14 protein-coding genes, 1 tRNA gene and 1 pseudogene are annotated in these 13,835 nt (G+C 70.7%); 11 read left to right on the forward strand and 5 right to left on the reverse strand.

What is annotated here, in order from left to right; all coding sequences use genetic code 11:
• Positions 1-52 precede the first annotated feature (52 nt).
• From CPZ01_RS00240 to CPZ01_RS00250, 3 genes are all read left to right on the forward strand, one after another.
• Positions 53-445: a DUF5820 family protein gene (locus CPZ01_RS00240; protein WP_096392872.1), complete on the forward strand. Its 393-nt coding sequence runs from the start codon at positions 53-55 to the stop codon at positions 443-445.
• A gap of 140 nt (positions 446-585) precedes the next feature.
• Positions 586-2,085, forward strand: coding sequence for an amidophosphoribosyltransferase (gene purF / locus CPZ01_RS00245; protein ID WP_096392873.1), 1,500 nt, complete (start codon positions 586-588; stop codon positions 2,083-2,085).
• Positions 2,086-2,219: 134 nt separating this feature from the next.
• On the forward strand, positions 2,220-3,302 hold the full coding sequence (locus CPZ01_RS00250; protein ID WP_096392874.1) for a halocyanin domain-containing protein: 1,083 nt from the start codon (positions 2,220-2,222) through the stop codon (positions 3,300-3,302).
• 27 nt (positions 3,303-3,329) lie between these two features.
• Here CPZ01_RS00250 and CPZ01_RS00255 read toward each other — a convergent pair whose 3' ends face one another.
• Positions 3,330-3,890: a DUF420 domain-containing protein gene (locus CPZ01_RS00255; protein ID WP_096392875.1), complete on the reverse strand. Its 561-nt coding sequence runs from the start codon at positions 3,888-3,890 to the stop codon at positions 3,330-3,332.
• A 224-nt stretch (positions 3,891-4,114) separates the two neighbouring features.
• On the opposite strand from CPZ01_RS00255, the gene CPZ01_RS00260 reads away from it, so the two are divergent.
• From CPZ01_RS00260 to CPZ01_RS00270, 3 genes are all read left to right on the forward strand, one after another.
• Positions 4,115-4,199: transfer RNA gene (locus tag CPZ01_RS00260), tRNA-Leu, on the forward strand.
• 514 nt (positions 4,200-4,713) lie between these two features.
• Complete coding sequence (gatE, locus tag CPZ01_RS00265; RefSeq protein WP_096392876.1) at positions 4,714-6,597, forward strand: Glu-tRNA(Gln) amidotransferase subunit GatE; 1,884 nt, start codon at positions 4,714-4,716, stop codon at positions 6,595-6,597.
• Between the two features lie 67 nt (positions 6,598-6,664).
• Positions 6,665-7,195, forward strand: coding sequence for a phosphate-starvation-inducible PsiE family protein (locus CPZ01_RS00270; RefSeq protein ID WP_096392877.1), 531 nt, complete (start codon positions 6,665-6,667; stop codon positions 7,193-7,195).
• Between the two features lie 29 nt (positions 7,196-7,224).
• Here the strand turns inward: CPZ01_RS00270 and CPZ01_RS00275 are convergent, their stop codons facing one another.
• On the reverse strand, positions 7,225-7,707 hold the full coding sequence (locus tag CPZ01_RS00275) for an Lrp/AsnC family transcriptional regulator (protein ID WP_096392878.1): 483 nt from the start codon (positions 7,705-7,707) through the stop codon (positions 7,225-7,227).
• Between the two features lie 182 nt (positions 7,708-7,889).
• On the opposite strand from CPZ01_RS00275, the gene CPZ01_RS00280 reads away from it, so the two are divergent.
• Positions 7,890-8,831 (forward strand): DMT family transporter, encoded by a 942-nt coding sequence (locus CPZ01_RS00280; RefSeq protein ID WP_096392879.1) that lies wholly within the window; start codon positions 7,890-7,892, stop codon positions 8,829-8,831.
• A gap of 28 nt (positions 8,832-8,859) precedes the next feature.
• Here CPZ01_RS00280 and CPZ01_RS00285 read toward each other — a convergent pair whose 3' ends face one another.
• Both CPZ01_RS00285 and CPZ01_RS00290 read right to left on the reverse strand, forming a co-directional pair.
• The gene (locus tag CPZ01_RS00285) at positions 8,860-9,435 is read right to left on the reverse strand and encodes a hypothetical protein (protein WP_096392880.1); all 576 of its coding nucleotides are present in this window, start codon (positions 9,433-9,435) and stop codon (positions 8,860-8,862) included.
• A 141-nt stretch (positions 9,436-9,576) separates the two neighbouring features.
• Complete coding sequence (locus CPZ01_RS00290; RefSeq protein ID WP_096392881.1) at positions 9,577-9,990, reverse strand: 2Fe-2S iron-sulfur cluster-binding protein; 414 nt, start codon at positions 9,988-9,990, stop codon at positions 9,577-9,579.
• A 96-nt stretch (positions 9,991-10,086) separates the two neighbouring features.
• Between CPZ01_RS00290 and CPZ01_RS00295 the strand changes: the two genes are divergently transcribed.
• Positions 10,087-11,076, forward strand: coding sequence for a biotin--[acetyl-CoA-carboxylase] ligase (locus CPZ01_RS00295; protein ID WP_096392882.1), 990 nt, complete (start codon positions 10,087-10,089; stop codon positions 11,074-11,076).
• 35 nt (positions 11,077-11,111) lie between these two features.
• Here the strand turns inward: CPZ01_RS00295 and CPZ01_RS00300 are convergent, their stop codons facing one another.
• Positions 11,112-11,723, reverse strand: a complete 612-nt coding sequence (locus CPZ01_RS00300) for a universal stress protein (RefSeq protein WP_096392883.1) — start codon at positions 11,721-11,723, stop codon at positions 11,112-11,114.
• Positions 11,724-11,845: 122 nt separating this feature from the next.
• Between CPZ01_RS00300 and CPZ01_RS00305 the strand changes: the two genes are divergently transcribed.
• The 3 genes and pseudogenes from CPZ01_RS00305 to CPZ01_RS00315 form a co-directional block, all read left to right on the forward strand.
• Positions 11,846-12,103, forward strand: a complete 258-nt coding sequence (locus tag CPZ01_RS00305; RefSeq protein ID WP_096392884.1) for a DUF5789 family protein — start codon at positions 11,846-11,848, stop codon at positions 12,101-12,103.
• 98 nt (positions 12,104-12,201) lie between these two features.
• The gene (locus CPZ01_RS00310; RefSeq protein ID WP_096392885.1) at positions 12,202-13,404 is read left to right on the forward strand and encodes a redox-regulated ATPase YchF; all 1,203 of its coding nucleotides are present in this window, start codon (positions 12,202-12,204) and stop codon (positions 13,402-13,404) included.
• Positions 13,405-13,483: 79 nt separating this feature from the next.
• Positions 13,484-13,744: pseudogene (locus tag CPZ01_RS00315) on the forward strand (HPr family phosphocarrier protein); the annotation flags it as partial.
• Positions 13,745-13,835 lie beyond the last annotated feature (91 nt).

The raw sequence follows: 13,835 nt of genomic DNA on the forward strand, positions 1-13,835 counted from the left end.
AGCCGATCGCCCGAGCGCGACGTTTTCAAGCCTCCGCGACGGAGGAGGGCGCATGGCCTTCGAATCGCTGCCGGAGGGGTGGCGGCTGTGGAACGAGGAGCCCAGCGGGCGGGCGATCCTCGTCTACCGCCCCGACGTCTTCGGGGGCGGCGACCTCCCCGACGAGTGTCTCCCGACCATCTACCTGACGAACGGCGCCCGGAACGCGCGCCCCGGCTCGGGCCAGTACGCGACCGACGAGTGGCACGTCGTCTGCTTCTTGGAGCCCGAGATCGAGGCGGTCTCGGAGACGTACGAGAGCCGCGAGGCGGGCGCGGCCGGCGCGGTCGACGTCGCGGAGCGGTTCGTCGCCGGCGAGATCGATTATCGGGCGGCGTATCAGGTGCCCCGAGAGGAGTACTTCGCGCGCCTCGACGAGTTCGTCGGCGGCGAGGAGTCCGCGTGAGCGGCGGTGTCCGAACCGCGTGACTGCGCGGCGACGCGAGGGCGTTTGTATCCACGATTACGCATAACTCGGACCGAGTTACGAGTAGATACGCCACGAACACGAGGATTTTTATCGCCGCCCGCCCCACCGTCGCGTACATGAACGCCGGTGGGGACTACGGCGGCGACGAACCGCGGGAGAAGTGCGGCGTCGTCGGCGTCTCGCTCGCGGATCGGGAGGCCGCGCGACCGCTGTACTACGCGCTGTACGCGCTCCAACACCGCGGCCAGGAGTCGGCCGGGATCGTCACGCACGACGGATTCCAACAGCACAGCCACGTCGAGCGCGGCCTCGTCGGCGACGCGTTCGAAGAGGGGGACCTCGCGTCGCTGTCGGGCGGCACCGGCATCGGTCACGTGCGCTACCCGACCGCCGGCAGCCTCGACAAGAGCTGCGCGCAGCCGTTCTCCGTCTCTTTCAAATCCGGCTCGCTCGGGCTGTCGCACAACGGCAACCTCGTCAACGCCGACGAGGTGCGCGAGGAGCTGGCCGCGGCGGGCCACGCCTTCACCTCCGACGGCGACACCGAGGTGATCGCCCACGACCTCGCGCGCAACCTCCTCGAAGAGGACCTCGTGCGGGCGGTCAAACACACGATGAACCGCATCCACGGCTCCTACTCGCTGGCGATCACCCACGACGACACCGTCCTCGGCGTCCGCGACCCGCTCGGCAACCGCCCGCTGTGTCTCGGGAAGATCGACGGCGGCTACGTCCTCGCCAGCGAGTCCGCCGCCATCGACACGCTCGACGGCGAGCTGATCCGCGACGTGCGACCCGGCGAACTCGTCGTCTTGGATCCCGACGGCACCGGCTACGACACGTATCAGCTGGTCGAGCGCGACGCGACCGCCCACTGCTTCTTCGAGCACGTCTACTTCGCCCGCCCCGACTCCGTCATCGACGAGAGCCTCGTGTACGAGGTGCGCCGGAAGCTGGGTCGGAAGCTCTGGGAGGAGTCCGGCGTCGAGTCCGACGTGGTGATGCCGGTGCCGGACTCCGGCCGCGCGTTCGCCTCCGGCTACGCGGACGCCGCGGGCGAGACCACTCCCGATGGCGAGCCGCGGGCCGCCGACGACGGCGGGGTGGAGTTCGCCGAGGGGCTGATGAAGAACCGCTACGTGGGCCGGACGTTCATCATGCCCACGCAGGACGAGCGGGAGCGCGCGGTCCGGCTGAAGCTGAACCCGATCCGCTCGACGGTGGAGGGGAAGTCGGTCACGATCATCGACGACTCCATCGTCCGCGGAACGACCTCGACGCAGCTCGTCGAGCTCGTCCGCGAGGCGGGCGCCGAGGAGGTCCACCTCCGGATCGGCGCGCCGCCGATCCTCGCGCCCTGCTACTTCGGCATCGACATGGCGACGCGCGAGGAGCTGATCGCCGCCGACGCCTCGACCGAGGAGATCCGGCAGGAGGTGGGCTCGGACACGCTTTCGTACCTCTCCATCGACGCGGTCGCGGAGGCGCTCGGCGAGAGCCGCGCGGACCTCTGTCTCGGCTGCGTCACCGGCGAGTACCCCTTCGACGTGGAGGGCGAGGCGACCGACCGCGACGTCGACGCGCCGGTCTCGGATCCGACGCCGGCGGACGACTGAGCGCTTCGTTCGAACCCGGCGCTCGCGGACCATGAACCCCGTTTTTCCGACTCGACCCCGCACACGTTCGGCGCCGCTCCGACCGCTCGGGACGTATCGGGGGCTTAAATACGCTCACGGTCAGACGTGCGAACATGACACGGAACGCCGACGCCGCCGAAGACGACGCCGCGTCGATGAGCCGCCGCGGGTTCTTCCGCGCCGGGGCCGCCGGGGCGGCGGTCGCCGCGGGCGTCGCGGCCGGAAGCGGGACCGCCGCCGCGCAGTACGACGGCTGGCTGGACGACGTGAGCAACTACGACGGCACCCACGACTACCGCGGACAGGACGAGGTCACCGTTCAGGTCGGCGCGGGCGAGAACGGGCTCCGGTTCGGCCCGGCCGCGATCCTCATCGACCCGGGCGCGACGGTCGTCTGGGAGTGGACCGGCCAGGGCGGCGGCCACAACGTCGTCGCGCAAGACGGCACCTTCGACAGCGGGTCAGCGGTCGCGGAGGCGGGGACCACCTTCGAGTACACCTTCGAGGACGCGAGCGAGGGCGACGTGTTCCGGTACGCCTGCGAACCCCACCGGTCGATCGGCATGAAGGGCGCCGTCGCGGTCGGCGCCGTCGACGACGACCTCGTCGACCCGCAGGCGGAGGGCGGCGACGGGGGCGACGGCGGCTCCGGCGACGCGGCCGGATACGGCGACTGGTTCGAGAACGTCGGCAACTACGAGGGGACGCGAGACCTTCGCGGGCAAGACGAGGTCACCGTCTCCGTCGGCGCGGGCGAGAACGGGCTTCGGTTCGACCCGCCCGCGATCCTGGTCGATCAGGGGACGACGGTCGTCTGGGAGTGGACCGGCGAGGGTGGCGGCCACAACGTCGTCGCGGAGGACGGCACCTTCGACAGCGGGTCCGCGGTCGCGGAGGCGGGGACCACCTTCGAGTACACCTTCGAGGACGCGAGCGAGGGCGACGTGTTCCGGTACGCCTGCGAACCCCACCGGTCGATCGGCATGAAGGGCGCCGTCGCGGTCGGCGCCGTCGACGACGACCTCATCGGCGGCGAGGGAGGGTCCGGGGGCTCCGGCGGCGACGGGGGCTCCGGCGGCGGCAGCGGGCTCTCCGCGAGCGACATCGGGACGCTGGCGCTCGGCTTCGGCTTCGCCGGCGCGCTGCTCGTCCCGCTGTTCTACGCGGCACACCGGAAGGCCGAGCGGAACGCGTAGTCGACTCTCTCTTTCTGCCGCGTTCGGTCAGTAGACGTGGTACAGCAGCAGGTACACGCCGATTCCCATCGTGAAGGAGATCAGCCAGAGGACGGCGCCGACCATGCCGACCTGCGCGTGTCGCGTCCGATAGAGGTCCTCGTACGGCCGGGTCGCGGCCAGGAAGAGCGCGTGGAAGACGAAGGGGACGCAGACGATCGCGAGCAGGATGTGGATCGCTAAGAAGGGGAGGTAGACGTACGAGTAGACGGCCTCGGGGCCGGGGAACTCGGTGGTCCCGACGTGGATCAGCCGGTAGAGGTACGCGCCGAGGAACGCGGCGAACAGCGCGAAGGAGGTCACCATGAAGTTGCGGTGGCGCTTCACGTTCCCGCGAGAGATCTCACGCCAGCCGAGGGTGATCGTCGCGATGGCGGTGAGGGAGACGGCGGCGTTGAAGTGCGGGATCGCGGCGAGGACGGCGTCGCTCGCGCGGGGCAGCAGCGAACTCGGGATCGCGCCGCCCACCGCGCTGAAGACGAGCGCGAGCGCGACGACGGAGGCGACGGCGGTCAGGACGGAGACGTTCTCGCGGGCCCAATCGGACATACTCGTGCGGTGGGACGCGACCCCCAAACGCGTGCCGGTTGCGGTCGAGGCGGTTCGGGTGTGGTCGAGGCGTTCGGGTAGTGGTCGACAAGTTCCCGTTGCGGTCGCCGAGTCGCGGTGGCGTTCCGCCGCCCGGTGGTCTGCGAAACCCCGCCACGCTCCCGCCAAATGGAAGGGCTTTTAATTAGGGGAAGGGTACGTGGAGACGCGACAGAACACCGCGAGCGTGGGTAGCCAAGCCAGGCCAACGGCGCAGCGTTGAGGGCGCTGTCCTGTAGAGGTCCGCCGGTTCAAATCCGGTCCCACGCATCGCACGGGGTACACCCCCACGATGCACGGTGTTGTCTACACGACAGCACCCACGCACAATTCCTTTCGATGCTACGTGAGAAGTGACGAGTACGATCGGAACGCTGTGATCGTGAACACCGCCAAAGCCCCAGCCGTTCGCTTATAAATGATTACTTGCGAACCGGCGGTGAACACCCCCAAAGCCCCAGCCGCGAGGGCGGCGCACACTCGTTGCGCTCCTCGCTCGCGTTGCTCGCTGCGGTGCTTACGTCGTCTGCGCCGCCCTCGCGGCTGCCCCTTTGAGTCCCACCCCGCACAGCACCGCACCTCACACCTCCCCAGCCTCGTCGGTCGCCGTCGCTTCGCTTGGCGACCGACTCCCTCGCGCGTGCTGTCTCGCGGCCGCCGGGGGCGGCCGCTCGCAGGCACGCGCCACCGCACAGCCATTTATAAATGACATCAGTGCTCACGATGTCTCGTCGCTCGCGCGAACTGCCACCCTTTTAGTCGCGCGCCGTCGGAGTGAGGCGTAATGAGTACGGACGCGACCCCCGAGTACGACTACGAGGAGCTGGGGCTCGTCGCCGGGCTGGAGATCCACCAGCAGCTCGACACCGAGACCAAGCTGTTCTGCGACTCCCCCACCGTCGAGCGCGACCCCGAGGAGTCCGACCGGTCGATCACCCGCAAGCTCCACCCGACGAAGAGCGAGCTGGGCGAGCTCGACGACGCCGCGATGGAGGAGAGCCGCATCGACCGCGAGTTCACCTACCTCGCGTACGACACCACCTGCCTCGTCGAGGAGGACGACGAGCCGCCCCGGCGCGTCGACGGCGAGGCGCTCTCGGTCGCGCTCCAGATCGCCGACCTGCTCGACCTCTCCGTCGTCGATCAGGCCCACGTCATGCGGAAGCTCGTCATCGACGGCTCGAACACCTCCGGCTTCCAGCGCTCGATCCTCCTCGGACAGGACGGCGAGATCGAGACGGAGTCGGGGTCGGTGTCGGTCGTCGACCTCATGCTCGAAGAGGAGTCCGCCAAGCGGGTCGAGGAGACCGACGACGGCGTCGTCTACTCGCTCGACCGACTCGGCGTCCCCCTCGTCGAAATCGGGACTGGCCCGGACATCCGGAGCCCCGAGGGCGCGCGGCAGGCGGCCGAGCGGATCGGGATGCTGCTGCGCTCGACGGGCGCGGTCAAGCGCGGGCTCGGCACGATCCGTCAGGACGTGAACGTCTCCATCGCCGACGGCGCCCGCGTCGAGGTGAAGGGCGTTCAGGACCTCCAGGGGATCGAGGACATCGTCCGCGGCGAGGTCGGACGGCAGGCGGAGCTGCTCGAAATCCGCGACGAGCTCCGCGAGCGCGACGCGAGCGTCGGCGACGTCGCCGACGTGACCGACGTCTTCGCCGACACGGAGTCGGGGGTCATCCGCGGCGCGCTCGACTCGGGCGGGAAGGTGACCGCCGTCCCGCTGTTCGGCTTCGACGGGCTCGTCGGCCGCGAGATCCAGCCCGACCGCCGGCTCGGCACCGAGTTCTCGGACCACGCGAAGCGCCACGGCGCGGGCGGCATCTTCCACACCGACGAACTGCCGGCGTACGGCGTCACCGAGGCGGAGGTCGACGCGCTCCGCGACGCGGTCGGCGCGGGCGAGGGCGACGCGGTCGCCATCGTCGCGGCCGATCCCGAGACCGCCGACCTCGCGGTCGAGGCGGCCGCCGAGCGCGCGGAGACCGCGATCGAGGGCGTCCCCGAGGAGACCCGCGGCGCGAACGACGACGGGACCACGCGCTACCTCCGGCCGCTGCCGGGCGCCGCGCGGATGTACCCCGAGACGGACGTGCCGCCGGTCGAGCCGGACCCCTCCGACGTGGAGACGCCCGAACTCCTCGACGAGAAGGCCGAGCGGTACGAGGCGGAGTTCGGGCTCGACGCCGGCCTCGCCGAGCAGGTCGCGTTCGGCCAGCGGTTCCCCCTCTTCGAGGCCGCGGTCGAGCGCGGCGTCGACCCCACCTTCGCAGCGACGACGCTGGAGTCGACGACGACCGAGATCCGGCGCGACGGCGCGCCGGTCGAGAACCTCACCGACGACCACTTCCTCGCCCTCTTCGACCTCGTCGAGGACGGCGACCTCGCGAAGGAGGGCGTCCCCGAGGTGCTGACGACGCTCGCGGAGAACCCCGATCTGTCGGCGAGCGAGGCGGTCGAGGAGGCCGGACTCTCGGGCGTGAGCGAGGACGAGGTGCGCGAGGCGGTCGTCGAGGTCGTCGAGCGCAACGCCGACCAGATCGAGGCCGAGGGGATGGGCGCGTTCTCCGGGCTGATGGGCGAGGCGATGGGCGCCCTCCGCGGGAAGGCCGACGGCGAGGTCGTCTCCGACGTGTTACGCGAGGAGATCGGCAAGCGGTCGTAGCGCGCTTCCCGTCCGTTAGGCCCGTTTTTTACGTGTCGCGAGGTCCTGCTTCGTCCCGAGAACGACGATGGCAGACTCACCCCCGGCCGACCCGTCGGACGACTCGTCCTCGCCGGACCGGACGCCGAACCCGTCAGTCGCGAAGACGCGCGGCGACCGCGTCTCCGACGCGACGAACCGCTTCATCCACGGCGTCGAGCTGGCCGCGGCGGCGCTGTTCGCGCTCCTCTTCGGCATCGGCGTCGTCGACCTCGCGATCCAGATCGCCGAGTCGGTCCCGACCGGCGCGATCACCGATCCGAACACGGTCATCGGCTTCATCGAGACCGGGCTGCTGTTGCTCATCATCGTCGAGGTGTACGAGACGGTCGTCGCCTACATCGAGCAGAGCGACACCCGTCGGATCGTCAGGCTGGTGATCTACACCGGCGTCATCGCGATGGTCCGGAAGGTGATCATCTTCCGTACCACGGAGTACCCCTCCACGCAGGACGCCCTGTTCGCCGCGGTGTCGTACACGATCATCATCGCCGGGCTCGTGGCGCTGTTGTACGTTGAGCGCTCGGTCGGGTCGTCGCTGGTTCCGGACCCGGAGTGAGTTCCGGGACCCGTTCGTGAGTCCCGACGTCAGTCCGTCAACTCTTCGATCAGCGTGTCGAGGTCGTACGTCGCCGGCGCGCGCGGCTCGTCGCGCAGCGTCGCGATCGTGAACGTCGAGTTCGTCCGCTCGACCTCCGGTATCGCCTCGAAGTCGCTGATGAGCCGCTCGACGGTGTCCGACGAGGAGAGCCGCGCGAGGACGACGAAGTCCGTCTCGCCCATCGTGAAGAACGCCTCCGTGACACCCTCGACCGCGAGCAGTTCCTCCGCGAACTCCTCGTAGGGCCCCTCGTAGCTCGCGAGCACCTCGACGATGACTGTGACGCCGAGCCCGAGCGCCTCGTGGTCGAGGTCGTACAGGTCGTTCTCGATGACGCCGTCCTCGCGGAGGTTGTTCAGCCGGTAGTGGATCGTCGACACCGGAATCCCGGTCTCCTCGTGGAGCCGCTCCGGGCTCCCGGTGCCGAGATCGGAGATGGCCTTCACCAGCCGCACGTCGCGCTCGTCCATACGCCCCCTTCCCGTGATGGTCTGTTATATATTACGACCGATACGGTTGTAGTCGAGTTCAAGATTCGCTCTCATTTCGGAACCGTATCGCACGCAGTTCGTATGTGTGATTGTTCGTTCTCGATCTCGACTGATCCGAGAGACGAGCTTAACTATATTGAATAATTTTGAACCAGTAGCCAATGAACCTGCGGAACCTACTCTCTACTCCCGAATCGATCCTCGCGGCGTTCGTCCTCCTCGCGACGCTGTGGGGCACCTCCTTCGTCGCCATCGAGGCCGGGTTACACTACTTCCCGCCGCTGCTGTTCGCCGGCGTCCGCTACGCGATCGCCGGTGCGGTCGTGTTGGGCGTCGCCGCGGTCGCCTCCGGCAGGACGATGCCCCGTGGCCGCGACGAGTGGCTCGGGGTCGCCGTCGCCGGGGCCTTCGTGATCGCCGCGTACCACGGGCTCCTCTACGTCGCGGAGCTGCGCATCTCGGGCGGGGTCGCGGCCGTGGTCGTGAGCCTCGCGCCGGTGTTGACCGCCGTGTTCGCGGCCGTCCTCCTCCCGAACGAGCGCCTCGGGCCCTTCGAGATCGGCGGGTTCGCCCTCGGGATCCTCGGCGTGATCGTGATCGCCGACCCGACGGAGGCCGGACTCGGCAGCGCCGCGCTGTTCGGCGTCGCGCTCGCGTTCGCCGGCGCGGTCGCCTTCTCGCTGGGCGCCGTGCTGCTCCGCCCGCTGCGGACCGACCTCCCAATCGCCGCGCTCCAGGGGTGGGCGATGGTTTCCGGCGCCGGGCTCCTGTTCGCCGGCGCCGCCCTGCTCGGCGAGTCGCCCGCGGCGATCGTCTGGAACGCGACGTCGATCGCGTCGCTGTCGTATCTCACGCTGCTGTCGGGCGTCGTCGCGTTCCTGATCTACTTCGCGCTGCTCGACGAGGTCGGGCCGACCCAGCTCCACCTCGTCGGCTACGCGGAGCCGGTCGTCGCCGCGGTGGGGAGCTGGGTCCTGCTCGGCAGCTTGATCGAGGCGGAGGCGGTCCTCGGCTTCGTCGCGATCCTCGCCGGCTTCCTCGTCTTGGAGCGCCGCGAGATCGCCGCCTACGTCGGCGTCGAGGACGCGCTCCGGGCGCACTGAAGAACCCGAATCCGGCGGTTTCTATCCTTCACTCTCCGATATCCCGACTCAGCCCCGCCCGGAGGTCGCGGCCGAAGTAGTGACCCAGCAGCGCGAGGACCAGGCCGACCCCTCCGCCGACGGCGACGAGCGGGAGCCCCCACTGCGAGAGGTAGTCGATCCCGATCGGGAGGAACCCGACGCCGAGGACGCTCGTCACCGCGCTCGCCGCGCCGGCCGCGCCACCGGCGATTCCCGTCTCGACGTACCGGCGCGTCGAGAGGACGAGGCCGAGCAGGAACGCGGCGAGGAACACGCCGCCCGCGGTCCCGATCGTCCCGCCGATGAGCGGGATCAGGCTTCCGACGAAGGACCCGACCGCGACGGTCACGAGCGCGAGCGCGAACGCCTTCGCCGAGAACCACCGACCCGAAACGCCGATTCGACCGGAGTCGCCGGAGCTTCCGGCGCTCCGCGCGCTCTCGGTGCCCGTGTCGGCCGCCGCGGCGTCGCCGGAATCGGCGCCGGACGACCCCTCACCGCCCGCGAGGTCGTCGTCGAGGAGGTCGTCGAGATCGTCCATCGGGTCGTCGTCGGACGACTCGCGCTCCTTGGAGGGTTGCATACCGGACGGTTCGGGCCCGCGGACTTGGCTTTTGTGCCGCGATCGGCGTTCGCGCTCCCGGTCGCCGCGCGGTCGCGTGTGACGCGGTACCGTTCGTCGTTTCACCGGAAACGAGGTGTGGGGTCCGTCGGTTCGCCGCGCTCAGCGGCCGTCCGCTCCCGCGTTTTCGCCGCTCGCGTCGGCGTTCCGCCCGCCCCACACGCGCTTGTCGACGAGCGCGACCGTCATCGGTCGGTCGACCGGAATCTGACACGAGAGACGCGGGTACCCGAACCGGTCGGCGAGGCGGTCGTGCCAGTGGTCGGCCGGCGGTCCCTCGCGAACGCGGACGCCGCAGGTGGCGCACAGCCCTCGCCCGCCGCAGTTGAGGCGGCGGGTCGCGGGCGCGTACGGCGACAGCCCGGCGTCGAGCAGGGCTCGGCGGAGGTTGCCGCCGCGCTCGACGTCGAGTTCGACGCGCTCGTCGCCGTCGACGACGACGAGCGGCACCGTCTCGGACCCGTCGTCAGGTCCGTCGTCGCCGTTGCCCCCACCGCCGCGGTCGCCGTCGCTCATCGGCGGTCCTTCGCGCGCCGGACACAAAGCGTCCCGGACCCGACCGGGCGTTCGAGACCCGGAACGGCTTTCGGCGCGGGCGTCGGAACGGGCGGTATGGACACGCGCCGCGCGCTGCTGGACGCCCTCGCGGCCGACGACGGTCCCGTCTCCGGCCCCGCCCTCGCCGAGTCGCTCGGCGTCTCGCGGGCGGCCGTCTGGAAGGCCGTCGAGGGGCTCCGCGAGGAGGGGTTCGCGGTCGCGTCGACGCCCGAGGGGTACGTCGCCCCCGAGGATCCCGGCTACTCCGGGCCGGGGATCGCGTTCGGGCTCGACGCCCCCTACTCGGTGGAGTACTACGACCGGATCGGATCGACGAACGCGCGGGCCCGCGAGCTCGCCGGGGAGGGCGCGGCCGACGTCGCCGTGGTCGCCGACGAGCAGACGGGGAGCCGGGGGCGCCTCGACCGCGAGTGGGTGGCGCCGAGCGGCGGCGTCTGGCTGTCGGTCCTGACGCGCCCCGACGTGCCGACGGCGCGGGCGCCGCTGTTCACCCTCGCGGCCGCGGTGGCGACGACCGACGCCGCCCGCGAGGCCGGCGTGGACGCGCGGATCAAGTGGCCGAACGACGTGCTCGTCGGGGAGGAGGCCGACGAGTCGGGCGAGGGCGACTCGGACCCGACCGGCCGCGGCGGCCGGAAGCTGGCGGGGATCCTCACGGAGATGGAGGGGGAGGCCGACCGCGTCGGCTGGCTCGTCGTCGGCGTCGGGGTCAACGCGAACATCGATCCGGAGACGCTGCCCGCGGGCGCGGCGTCGCTGTCGGCGGAGCGCGGGGAACCGATCGACCGGCGGCGGTTCGCCGCGACGCTGCTCGAACGCTACGCGGCGCTGACGGCGTCGCCCGCGGCGCTCGACGGGGTCCTCCCGGCGTGGCGCGAGCGGGCGAGCACGCTCGGGCGGCGCGTCCGCGTCGAGGCCGCGGACGGGGTCGTGGAGGGAACCGCGGTCGACGTCGCGGGGCCGGGCGCGCTCGTGGTCGACACCGACGAGGGGCGGCGGCGCGTCCACGCGGGCGACTGCGAACACCTCCGCGACGCGGAGTGACTCGGGACGGCGGAGGCGCCGGCCGCTGCGTCCGCCTACCCGGTTTCCGTCGCGTCGGAGACCGAGCCGTCCGCGTCGGTCCCGGCGGCGCCCGTCTCGCCCGCGCTCGTCCCGCTCGCGGTCGCGGACTCCTCGCCGCCCGCGGAGCCGCTCGTGTTCGCCGATTCGGTCGCGCTCTCCGATTCGGCGGCGCTCGGCGGCTCCTCCCCGTCGCCGATCCGGACGGTCAACACCGGGACCGACGAACCGCGGACGACCTTCTCCGCGACGCTGCCGAGGAGCAGCCGGTCGATCCCGCCGCGCCCGTGGGTTCCCATCACGACGAGGTCCGAGTCCGTCTCCTCGGCGTGAGTGACGATCTCGCGGCTCGGCGACCCCTCGACGACGGCGGTCTCGACGTCGACGTCGCGGTCCGCGGCCAGCTCTTCCACCGTTTCGAGCGCCGCCTCCGCGTCGTCGTACAGCAGGTCGCCGACGCCCTCCCAGGTCGTCTCCATCGGCATCCCGGCGTACCGCGCGGTGTCGACCACGTAGATGGCGCGGACCGACGCCCCGTGGACCGCGGCGAGGTCGAGCGCGTGGCACACCGCCAGCTCCCCCTCCGAGGAGCCGTCGGTCGGAACCAGGATTCGGTCGTATAGGGGCATGTTCACATATGACGTGTCACCGACAGCGGATAACTCTTTACAGTTTTTGCTGGTTCCTCGCCGGTATCCGTCGAAGCGGTACCAGGGCGCGCGTTTATGCCTCGTCCCGCCGACGGGACGGTATGACCGACGAGATCAACCTCTCCCGGCTCGAACCGACGCTCGAAGCGCGCGAGTACCCCGCCGACCGCGAGGCGCTCGCCGAGTCGTTCGCGGGCACGACGGTGCTGTTCGCCGACGGCGACGCCGACCTCGGCGACCTGCTCGCGGACGTCGACCAGGAGACGTTCGCGAGCGCGGCCGACGCGTACGCCGCGCTCCAGAACGTCCTCCCGATCGAGGCGCTCGGCGAGCCCGGGCAGTCCGACGGCGACGCCTGACCGGCGCGGCCGGAAACTCGCCCCCGCTCCTCGTCACCGCTCCCCACGCCACGGCGCGTCTCGCATCGCTTTTTACCGCGGATCGCGCACTGGTGGTAATGAGCTACCGGATCGGTCTCGTCGGCAAGCCCTCGGTGGGGAAGTCGACGTTCTTCAACGCCGCGACCATGAACGACGTGCCGGAGGGCGCGTACCCGTTCACCACCATCGACCCGACCGTCGGCGAGGCGTACGTCCGCGTCGACTGCGCCGCCCCCGAGTTCGACGAGACGTGTACGCCGAGCGTCGGCGTCTGCCGCGAGGGGACGCGGTTCGTCCCCGTGAAGCTCGTCGACGTCGCCGGGCTGGTCCCGGGCGCCCACGAGGGCCGCGGGCTCGGCAACCAGTTCCTCACCGACCTCAACGAGACCGACGTGCTGATCCACGTCGTCGACTTCTCGGGGGAGACCGACATCGAGGGGGAGGCGACCGAGGGCCACGACCCGCGCGAGGACATCGACTTCTTAGAGGAGGAGCTGGACGCGTGGTACCTCGACGTGTTGGAGAAAGGGCTCGAGAAGTTCGAGACTCGGTACCACGGCGCGGACGCCGCTATCGAGGCGGAGCTCGCCGACCAGATGTCCGCGTTCGGCATCGACAAGGACCGGATGAAGCGCGTCATCCTCGCCGAGGGGCTCGAACTCGATCCGGAGACGTGGGACGACGCCGACAAGGCCGACCTCGCCCGCGAGATCCGCAAGCGGACGAAGCCGATGGTCGTCGCCGCCAACAAGATGGACACCCCCGAGGCGCAGGCGAACTGGGAGGAGATCACGACCGACCCCGACTACGACCACCTATCCTTCGTCCCCTCCAGCGCCCACGCGGAGAAGGCCCTCAAAAACGCGGACGAGGCCGGCGTCGTCGACTACACCCCCGGCGAGAGCGGCTTCGACGTCGTCGGCGACGTCTCCGGCGAACAAAAGGCCGGCCTCGACCAGATCGGCGAGTTCGTCGACGAGTACGACGGGACCGGCGTCCAGGGCGCGCTCGAAGCGGCCGTCTTCGACGTGCTGGGCTGTATCGCCGTCTTCCCCGGCTCCGCGAACGGGAGCAAAGACGAGAAGGGCGTCTTCCGCGACTGCTTCATCCTCCCGGAGGGATCGACCACCGAGGATTTCGCGTACCACATCCACTCGGACATCGGGGAGGGGCTCCTCCACGGCACCGACTGCCGGAGCGGCAGGCAGGTCGGGACCGACCGCGAACTCTCCCACCGCGACGTGATCGAACTGGTCTCGACGAAGCAGGCGGCGCCGTAGTCGGGGCGACTGCGGCACCGGTCCGGCGACCTCCGGCGACTCCGATCAGCTATTACCCGCCGGGGTCCAACCCGATCCCATGGAACGGACCGTCACGGTCGAACCCGAGGCCGGCCTCCACGCGCGCCCCGCCTCGAAGCTGGTACAGACGGCGAACCGATTCGACGCCGACGTGTCGATCGGGCGCGACGACGACGGCGACGACGGCCTCGTCCGCGCCGACAGCATGCTCTCCGTCAGCGGGCTGAACGTCGAGCACGGCGAGTCGGTCCGCGTGGTCGCCGAGGGGCCCGACGCCGAGGCCGCGCTGGACGCGGTCTGCGACCTCCTCGCGAGCCCGGTCGAGGAGGCGCCGGAGGGGGAGGCGGACGAGGGGGCCGAGACCGACGGCGGCGACGCGGGCGAGACCGACGGCGGCGACGAGGCGGGGG

It is taken from the genome of Halorubrum trapanicum (genome assembly GCF_002355655.1).
GTDB lineage: Archaea > Halobacteriota > Halobacteria > Halobacteriales > Haloferacaceae > Halorubrum > Halorubrum trapanicum_A.